Here is an 8,885-nt window from a genome sequence, read left to right on the forward strand (position 1 = left end):
TCAGAGCGGGATCGGGGAGGGCTGAGGGGGCGCCGAGTCCGCTAAGACGTATAAGGCCGCTCAGGCGCCGCGTGCCCGCAGAACTCCTTCGACGCCCAGCAGGAAGGTCTCGGAGATCAGTTTCGGGTCGAAGAGGCAGCCGGCGGCCATGGCGCCATCCCGGAGCATGACGAGATGCCGGCCGGCCTCGTCGGCGGGAGCGTCGCCGACCTGCGCCAGCGCCTCGGTGACGGTGTCCAGGAACCACTGGCGGTGGGCCAGGACGGCTTGGTGGATCGGGTGGGCCGGGTCAGGGTATTCGGCTGCCGCGTTGAGGAAGGCGCAGCCGCGGAACCCGGGACCCTGGATGCTTTCAGTGATGAACCGGCCGACCGCCCGTACCGTGTCGGCTGCCGACTGCTCGCCCGCCTGAGCGGCCTCGATCCCCGCCCGGATTCCCCGGTCGGCCTGGTCGAGGTAGGCGAGGACGAGCTCTTCCTTGCCCGCGAAATGCCGGTACAGCGTGGCGCGGGTCACCTGCGCCTCCGCGATGATCCGGTCGATGCCGACGGAGTGGATCCCCTCCGCGTAGAAGATTTTGGTCGCCGTGCGGAGCAGTCGTGCTCGCGCCGCCGACGTGCCACCGCCTCCTGTGCCCTCACTCATGCGGCCAGACTATCCCGCCAGTGAGGGAGAACGTTCGGTCTTGACAGGCGCCGCCTCCGCCCTCTTGGATACACAGCGAGACCGAACGTTCTTTCTCCTTCAAACGTCGGGGCCACCTCCATGGAGGAGCACTCGATGACCCAGCCGACTGGCACCAACACGCTGTCACTGAAAGGAACTTCCGTGGACACTCTCGCCGGTACCGCTCCCACCAGCGTTCCCGCAGCCCTGCGCAAGCTGTACCTCCTGCGCTTCGCGTTCGCCGCTGTGTGGGCGGTCCTTCTGTTCGCAACCGCCGACACACTGGGCCCGCTCACTGCCACGCTGCTGGTGATCTACCCCCTGTTCGACGTGGCGTGCGCGGTCATCGATATCAGGTCCGCCCAGGTGAACGGCCGACCGGTGCGCGGCCTGTACGTGAACATCGCGCTCAGCGCCCTCACCGGCATCGGCCTCGCCATCGCCGCCACCTCCGGCATCCCCGCCGTCCTGCGGGTCTGGGGTGCCTGGGCCGTCACCGCGGGCATCGTCCAGCTCATCCTCGGCGCCGTCCGACGCCGACTCGGCGGTCAGTGGGCGATGATCGCCAGCGGCTCCATCTCCGTCCTCGCCGGCGCCTCGTTCGTCGCCCAGGCGGGCGAGGACGGCGCCTCTCTGAGCAACCTGGCCGGCTACGCCTTCCTCGGCGGCGTCTTCTTCCTCGTCTCCGCCCTCCGCCTGGGACGCACCCGTACGAAGGCGTGACCCCGGCTCCCTGTCATTTGCGGTACCAAGGCGTGTGCCGATGGGGTTAACCCCACCCGGGTCCGGCCTGCCAGCCACATGGGCGGCCGTAGGCGCCGGTGATCAGGTCAGCGGGCAGAGGCCGCCGAGGACCTCGTCCTCCCAGTCCCGATCGTCGATCATTTGGGCATGACGGGGGAGCCGAGAATCGCCGACGACGTGGCCTGGTAGCGGGCGGCCCCAGTCGGCCGACAGCGGGTCCCATTACAGGCCCAGGACTCCTACGACCAGGGCGGTGACGGCGTTTCGGTGGTCGGGGGTGTCCTCCCAGCGGAGGGCACGGCCGGCTTCGGCTACTACGCCGAGGCCTGCGTGGACCAGGACTCGGGCCTGGCGCCGGTCCAGGTCGGGGCGGGCCAGGCGGAGTTGCTGTTCCCAGACGGTGATGTGTTCGCGCTGGGCGAGGGCAAGTGGCTCGCGTACGTCCGGCGGCAGGCCAGGGATCTCGGCGCTGGCGACGCTGGTCAACGCGGTGTACTCGAAGCTGTAGGCCACATAGGTCGCCGCCAGCGCGAGCACCGCTTCGTGGGGGTCGGCCACGTCGTGCAGGTTCTGGTCGACGGCCTGGGCCAGGATTCCGGCGGCCTGCAGGCAAGCTGCGACCAAGATGTCGACCATGCCGGAATAGTGCCGATAGAGCGCGGAAGGGGCCAGCCCGACCGCCTTCGCGATCTGCCCGTTCGTGACATTGGCGAATCCGTCCCGAGCGAACAGCGGGATGGCCGCCGCGAGGATCTCCGCCCGTCGCGTACGTGGTACGGGCTGGGCGGGCAGGTCGGCGGAACGCACGCGCCCGCCCGAAGCCGGATCGGTCGCCGCCGCCCGGAGCGCGGCGGAAAGGAGCAGATCTTCGAGCCGACGCTGAGCGATGGAGGTGTGATGCGTCGTGATGGATCCGATGACGCCGAGGGCCGCGACAGTACGCAGCCCCTCCAAAGGCAGCGCGTGTTCTCGGCGCACCGCCACCGTCACCCGCTCGACGACCCGCGCGAACTTGCCCCCGACCCGCCGGCGGTCGGCGTCGTTCAGGTACCGAGCCTCCCACCGGTACAGGCCTCCCGACGTCCGGTACGCCACCGTCACCCGGATGAGCGGGCTGAGCACCTCCGCCAGCGAAGCCTCGGGGGGCACGCCGTCGAGCGCCCCGACGAGCCTCTCCACCATCCCGTCCGCGCATTCGGCGAACAGTGCGTACTTGTTCGGAAAGTGCCGATACAAGGCCGCCGCGGTGATGCCCACTCTGGCGGCGATCTCCTCCATGGACGCCGCGTGGTAACCCCGGTCGCTGAACACCTGGCTGGCGGATTCGATGATCAACTGCTTGCGGTTGCGCGGGCGGGTGGCCGCGCCCGTCCCTGACGTCACGGCAACACTCGGTCGGACGTACGGACGACCATGGCCACACGCGCAAGTCAATCACAGTGCGATGGATCAGCCCCGGGTGCGGAGGCGGTCCGCCAACCGGGTGGAAGCACGATCTGCTGGACGAGCCGATGGAGGGCGTCTCCACCGATCGGCCGGGGCATCGCCATCGCGGCACCAGAGAAACTCGCCTGAAACGGATCCTTGCCGTCCTCGACCCACCTGGTTATGTTAATGGAAATTCTCTCTTCTCCGACTCCGCTTCATCCTCCTAGGTGCAGGTGCAACGCGATGCATCCGGCCCCGCGCGGAAGTAGGTAAGTGAATGGAAAGTCTCAGCAGAAGGCGCGTCCTGACGCTTGGCGCCGCCCTCGGTCTCACGACCGCGGCGCTTGAGGCACCCAAGCCGTGGTCGTGGTCGTGGTCGTCAGCAGGCTCGATCGCCAAGGCCGACACGGTCACCGACCCGTTCTCGGTGTGGGACCCCGTGCCGGACCAGGTCGCGGCTCAGCTACTCGCCGACGGCAAGATCTCGGCGGTCAACACCGCCTGGCAGTCGTGGGTCAACAACAGCGATCCGCTTCCGTCCGGAATGCCGAGCTACCTGGTCTCTTACCTGCAGCAGGTCAACCAGCTGCCCTCGTGGGCGGACTCCAGCATGCTCGCCGCGTCCGAGAAGCTCTACACGCGCCTGAGCAGCTACCTGTTCGTGTCCGAAAGCCTCGGTAGCGGGATCCTGAGCACCGTGATCCCCCGGGAGGCCCGTGCGGTCTACTGGTCCGCAGGCGGCGCCGACATGAAGGCCCGCGCGGCCAAGACCTTCACCTTCGGGTACGACCTGCACAGCGGGAGTGCCTGGCATCCAACCGGTCACTTCATCGTCAGCGCCAACAAGACGCGCCTGGTGCACTCCATGGTGCGCAACCTGCTTCCGACCTCGACGCACTACGAGGCGACCGCGGACGAGTCGAAGCCGATCAGCAACGGCGACATCCTGCGCACCTTCCACTCGGTGGCCACCGTCGCGCACAACAACATGCAGAAGTGGGGCGTCAGGCTGTCGGCCGCAGAGCAGGCCGCGGACCTCCACGCCTGGCAGGTCGCCCTCCACCTGCTCGGCGTCCAGGACCAGTTCATCCCACAGAGCTGGGCCGACGCTCAGGCGCAGGCGCAGCAGATGCTGTGGCCCGACCTCGCCTCCACGACCGAGGGCATCAACCTGGCCCATACGCTGCTCGGCTACATCGAGCAGCCAACTCTGGGCGTGGACACCGGCTTCGTCAGCGAGATGGTCCGCTACCTCATCGGCGACACCTACTCGGACTGGCTCAAGCTGCCGCACGACCTCGTCTCACGCGCCCTGATCCAGGCCGGCTGGCCGCTCTACGTCGCTTTCCGCGAAGGCACGTCGAGCACCGCCCCCAGCGGCTACTCCCTGTTCGACTCATTCATACGCGGCGTCGCCATGCTGTACCTCAACAACGGCACGTCGGCAACACAGACCCCCATCACCCTCCCCACCGCGAACCGACCCGGCGCCTGAAGCCGCCGAACCCCGCACAACGCCCCGCAGCTCGGGCAGGGACACCGTCGATACCGCCCGCAGGATGCTCGGCCCCTTCGAGCGCGGGAGGGGGCGCAAGAGGAGATGATCGCGGACGAAAGCACGGTCGGGCCGGTACCCCAGGGGTACCGGCCCGACGCCTTGCCTGCTTAGGCTGGCGGAGGTTGTGAGATTCGAACTCGCGAGGCCCTGCTGAACAGCCGTGAACGTCGGCGAACGAGACGGAAACTGAGACTGGTTAGGAAGTGCGCTGTCCCGGTTCGCTGACGATCTCGGCGGCGGTGCGAATCGTGAGGTTCTGCAGGACGCCCTTCTTGATGTATCCGGCGTCCAGGTTGGGGTTATCGCCGGCCCCCCGGAATGTGTGGCTCTTGATCGAGATTGCTCTTTCCCCCAGGTAGGCGTAGGACTTCGGGTCGAGCAGTACCTCCTCGTGGAGCCAGCCCTCGGTTGTCCGGCCGAGCGCGATGGCCGGCCGGCCTGCGGCGTCGGCGGCCTTGTCCACCAGAGTCACGCCCGGGATTTTCTTCATGGCCCGGAAGATCGCCCCTTCCGTCCGCGGGGGCAGGAGGTTCTCCCTGAGGATCACGTTCAACGTCTGGAAGGCCACCTCGTACTGCCCCTGCGTGCCCGGCTTCCCGCCGTTCTGTGCGTAGACCCATCGGAGCAGCGCGTCCGGGTCGGTAGGCAGTGCCGCCAGCGACGGATAGTCGCTCGGCGGAATCGTGTCGCTGAACCCGTCGAGGACCTTCACCTGACCGTTCACGATCTCTGCGCTCTTCTTGCCGTCCGCCCGCTCCCAGTGGCGCCGGATGTAGGTCTTGTACGGGCCGCCGGTCACCCCACCGGCCGGCTTGGCGGACGTGCGGATGCGGAGCTCGGTGTATATCCACTGGTCGGGCCGGGGGGGAGTGAACGGGCGGGCGTCGGCGGCCGTGGCGGCCCGGTCCAGCGCCTGTTCCGCGTTGGCGACCGGCCCAGCGGGTATGCCGGGCAGCGCCGAGCGCGGCCGCCCGGCCTTGTCGGTTCCGCCGGAGGTCTGCACCACGGTCACTCCGGCGGTGATGGCTGCGGCCAGCGCGCCGATCGCGACGAGCCGAACGCCGATCTTGGGCAGTCGCAGGCGGCGGCGCGCCGCCCTCGGCGCATGTCCTTGTCCTGCTGCTCTGGCCAGCAGGGCCGCCCGCGCCTGCGCATGGGCGCTCTGGGAGGGCGCGTCGGCCTCTCCCCATGCGTCCCGAAGGGTCTTCAGATCGTCCATCACGCGTCCTCTCCAACGGTCGTGGGGTCGAAGCCGCCCAGCGCGGCGCGCACCTTCTTGCGGGCTCGGTGCAGCCGCGACCGCGCCGTGCCGGCCGGGACACGAAGCGCCCGCGCTGCCTCCTCGCCGCTCAACCCGGCCCAGGCGACGAGCAAAAGCACGTCCCGGTCTTTGGCGGGGATCGCCGCCAGCGCCGCCGCCAGCACCCCTCGGGTGGATTCGGCGTCGACGCGTCCCTCGATCTGATCCGCGTGCCCGTCGGTGGCCTCGTGGACAGCGACTCGGGCGAGGGCCTTGTACCGGCGGATCTCGGCCCGGTGGTGGCGGGAGAGGAGGTTGGAGGCGATTCCGTACAGCCAGGGCCGGGCGAGCGGGTGCGCCACGTCGTACTGGTCCCGCCGGTCGAAGGCGATGAGAAAGGTCTCCGCCGCCACGTCGTCCGCGAGGCCGGGCCCGAGCCGCCGCGCGGCGTACCCGTAAATCTCGGCGTAGTAACGATCGAAGATTTCGGCGAACAGTTCCGGTTTCAGTGTCGAAAGACGGATGACTTCGGCATCCGTCGCTTCGGTGCCGGGTTCGCCGGCGATTCGCATCACGGCCGCCACGCGCGGCTCCATTTACGCATGTCGAACCTCTCTCGGGTGGGGATCATCTCTTGTTCGCCGATGCACCCGACAGTGTTCGCGGCCCATGGCTTGCGGTGCCGATCCCACGAGCGGACAGCGAGAACTTGAGGGTTCAACGCCCGCCGCTCTGGTGGAAACCGTCGTTGTGCGGTGACCGCTGCCTGAGAAAGGACGGCGAGCTGCCGTGCTGGGTCAGACGTTGGGGCGAACAGCACTCGTGGCTCCAGACCCAGCCGGGTCGCTGGAGCCTCCTCGGGTAGGGCGAGGTTGAGTACGAGGTCGCCCATGCGGCGGATGGTGTGCTGGATATAAGGGGCCGACGGTGGCCAGGTCGTCGCGTTCAAGCGGGAAGCTTTCAGCGGCGAGTCGGCCGGCCACGTTGGCGCGGCCGAGGCGTTCTAGCTGTGCGTGCCGATCGTTGCGGCGCGGGCCTAGCGCCCGAACGACCTTGACGAGGAGATCACGCCGCGAGTCGAAGCTCCGTAAGGCGCCTTACGGAGCTTCGACTCACCCAGCTTGCGTTGCGTTCGCGACGCTGCTGCACGGCAGGGCCGAGTGATCACGCTGCGCGCCGAGCGAAACCTTCGCCAGATGGAACAGGCTGCCAACCGCAGAAGAAGGGCAGCAAGGGTGGTCGGTCCGTCAGCCGCGACGCTGAGCTTCATAACGCAAGGAACATCGACGAGCGGCAAGCTGAAGGCGTGGCGAGGCATCGCCGCTCGCTAGTGTCAACGACGCGGGACGGAGGTGAATGCAACCAAAACTGCAACCAGACGGTGTCCCGCTCACGCTCTGCGCCAGGCGCTGAGCAGTTGCTCGGGCCCATACGCAGCCTGGAGGCCGGAACAGTTGACCCCGTTACGGGAGACCGCCACGAGCGGTACCGGCTCGTCGGTGATCGTGGCTCGGTGCTTCTGCAGTGCGGCCAGGTCGTGAGCGCCGAACGCGGAGTTCTCCAGCCACTTGACCGAGCCGAGGAAGATCAGTTCCTTGGCCACTGGCTGCCGGTCGGCACCCACCAGATCGATTTCGATGTCGTTGCTGCGGGTCCAGTACCCGCCGATCGCCGGGGCGGCTGGCAGCAGCCCGTCTGGCAGGAGGCGGGCGAGGGATTCCCGGACGAGGGGTTCGATCGCGCGCCCTCGCCAGCTCGTCCACTGCTCCTTGATCCGGCTCAGCGTGAGGTCTCCCCGCATCCGTTCGATCTCTGCCATGTGCGGATCCAGGAAGGCGAGCCAGAAGCGGAGGTAGGGATCGGCCACGCGGTAACGGCGTTCCTTCGACGGTCTCGTCGAGAGGGGCAATTCGGCTGCCACCACCCGCTTCTCAGTCAGGACGTCAGTGGCTCGGGTGAGAGTGGTGTGGGCGATGCCGCCCGCCGCGCGTGCGATGTTGGTGAAGGTTCTCTCCCCGCTTCCGATGGCCCGCAGGACTTCCCTGCTCATCGCCTGCGGTGGAAACTCCGCGGCCAGTGACCGCTCGGCGGAGACCAGCAGCGCCGAGATGGGGTTGTCCAGCGAGTCGCGGAGGAACTCCCAGACGTCAGCTCCGGGCCGCCACTCCGCGCAGATCAGCGGGAGGCCGCCGGTGATCAAGGCGGCGTCGAAGGCGGCTGCCGGCTCAAGCTCGAGCATCTCGCCGATGTCGGCCGGGTTCAGCGGCCCCACGACCATTTCCCGGCCCCGCTGGTGGAAGGGGCGGTCGTAGCTGTTCAGGGCCTCCATCATCGACAGGTCGGATCCGACCAGGAGCAGTAGTACGGGTTTGCGGGTGAGCAGACGGTCCCACGCGCGCTGGAGCATGCCCTCGAAGGCGTCGATGCGGTCCATGAGGTACGGAACCTCGTCGATGACGACGACGCTCGGTCTGTCATCGGGAAGGATCTCCGCGAGCAGCCTGAGTGCCGCGTTCCACTGCGCTGGGGTCTCCTCCAAGAACAGTTCCCGCTCCGGCAGTGTGGATCTGGCGACGGCGTCGAGCAACTCTGCCAGCTCGTCCTCCGTCGTTCCGCCCGCCGCGGTGAAGAACAGGTACGGCACCTCAGTGCGCCGGAGAAACTCCTCGACGAGGCTGGACTTTCCGACTCGCCTCCGCCCACGCATGAGGAGGCACTGCCCCGGCTTCGTCGACCCGACGGCATCGCGAACCGACTGCAAGGCGGCGCCGAGCACGTTCAGCTCACGGTTCCGTCCGATGAAACGCCGCATGGTGAGCCTCCTACTGGCGATGGTATCGACGCAGATACTATCGCTAGCGATACTGTCTTCCCGTCATTGCGGGGCGACGCTCTGACGTCGCGTATCGGGAGAAGCTGGGCCGCATCGATGCGTACCGGCGCTGGCTGTACGGAGGACGTGGCCAGCCCAGTCCTGCCGTTCGTGCGGCCAGATACGACCGTTGAAACAGGCCCTAGATCACCGCCACGAGCCGGGGGGTCGCAAGGCGCCTTGCGGACGCGCCGACTCACTCAACTGGCGTGGCGCTCGCGACGCTGCTTCGCGGCATCGTCGAGTGAGCGGGTACCGCGTCTGGCCCCCAACTGAGACTAAGAAGCACGTCGGGCCGGTACCTCAGGGGTACCCGATCGTGCGGACGTACGCGACGACGTCGACGGGCTCCCGCAGCTTGACGATCGGGTATCCGA

General features: G+C 68.0%; 7 protein-coding genes. 2 read left to right on the forward strand and 5 right to left on the reverse strand.

All coding sequences use genetic code 11. From position 1 onward, the window contains the following. Nucleotides 1-60 precede the first annotated feature (60 nt). The gene (locus AB0L00_RS24770) at nt 61-645 is read right to left on the reverse strand and encodes a TetR family transcriptional regulator (RefSeq protein ID WP_364438444.1); all 585 of its coding nucleotides are present in this window, start codon (nt 643-645) and stop codon (nt 61-63) included. A 183-nt stretch (nt 646-828) separates the two neighbouring features. On the opposite strand from AB0L00_RS24770, the gene AB0L00_RS24775 reads away from it, so the two are divergent. Next, entirely contained in the window at nt 829-1,389 is a 561-nt protein-coding gene (locus AB0L00_RS24775; RefSeq protein WP_364438447.1) for a hypothetical protein, read from the forward strand. Nucleotides 1,390-1,632: 243 nt separating this feature from the next. Here AB0L00_RS24775 and AB0L00_RS24780 read toward each other — a convergent pair whose 3' ends face one another. Beyond that, nucleotides 1,633-2,793, reverse strand: a complete 1,161-nt coding sequence (locus tag AB0L00_RS24780) for a TetR/AcrR family transcriptional regulator (RefSeq protein WP_364438450.1) — start codon at nt 2,791-2,793, stop codon at nt 1,633-1,635. Nucleotides 2,794-3,115: 322 nt separating this feature from the next. Between AB0L00_RS24780 and AB0L00_RS24785 the strand changes: the two genes are divergently transcribed. Continuing rightward, the gene (locus AB0L00_RS24785) at nt 3,116-4,333 is read left to right on the forward strand and encodes an oxygenase MpaB family protein (protein WP_364438453.1); all 1,218 of its coding nucleotides are present in this window, start codon (nt 3,116-3,118) and stop codon (nt 4,331-4,333) included. 259 nt (nt 4,334-4,592) lie between these two features. Here the strand turns inward: AB0L00_RS24785 and AB0L00_RS24790 are convergent, their stop codons facing one another. From AB0L00_RS24790 to AB0L00_RS24800, 3 genes are all read right to left on the reverse strand, one after another. Beyond that, nucleotides 4,593-5,615, reverse strand: coding sequence for a CU044_5270 family protein (locus AB0L00_RS24790; RefSeq protein WP_364438456.1), 1,023 nt, complete (start codon nt 5,613-5,615; stop codon nt 4,593-4,595). Beyond that, on the reverse strand, nt 5,615-6,220 hold the full coding sequence (locus AB0L00_RS24795) for an RNA polymerase sigma factor (RefSeq protein WP_364438459.1): 606 nt from the start codon (nt 6,218-6,220) through the stop codon (nt 5,615-5,617). The genes AB0L00_RS24790 and AB0L00_RS24795 overlap by 1 nt, the downstream gene beginning before the upstream one ends. A gap of 806 nt (nt 6,221-7,026) precedes the next feature. Further along, nucleotides 7,027-8,448 carry a DUF234 domain-containing protein gene (locus AB0L00_RS24800; protein ID WP_364438462.1) on the reverse strand — a complete coding sequence of 474 codons (1,422 nt, stop codon included), beginning with the start codon at nt 8,446-8,448 and terminating at the stop codon, nt 7,027-7,029. Between the last annotated feature and the right edge of the window lie 437 nt (nt 8,449-8,885).

It is taken from the genome of Actinoallomurus sp. NPDC052308 (genome assembly GCF_040679195.1).
GTDB lineage: Bacteria > Actinomycetota > Actinomycetes > Streptosporangiales > Streptosporangiaceae > Actinoallomurus > Actinoallomurus liliacearum.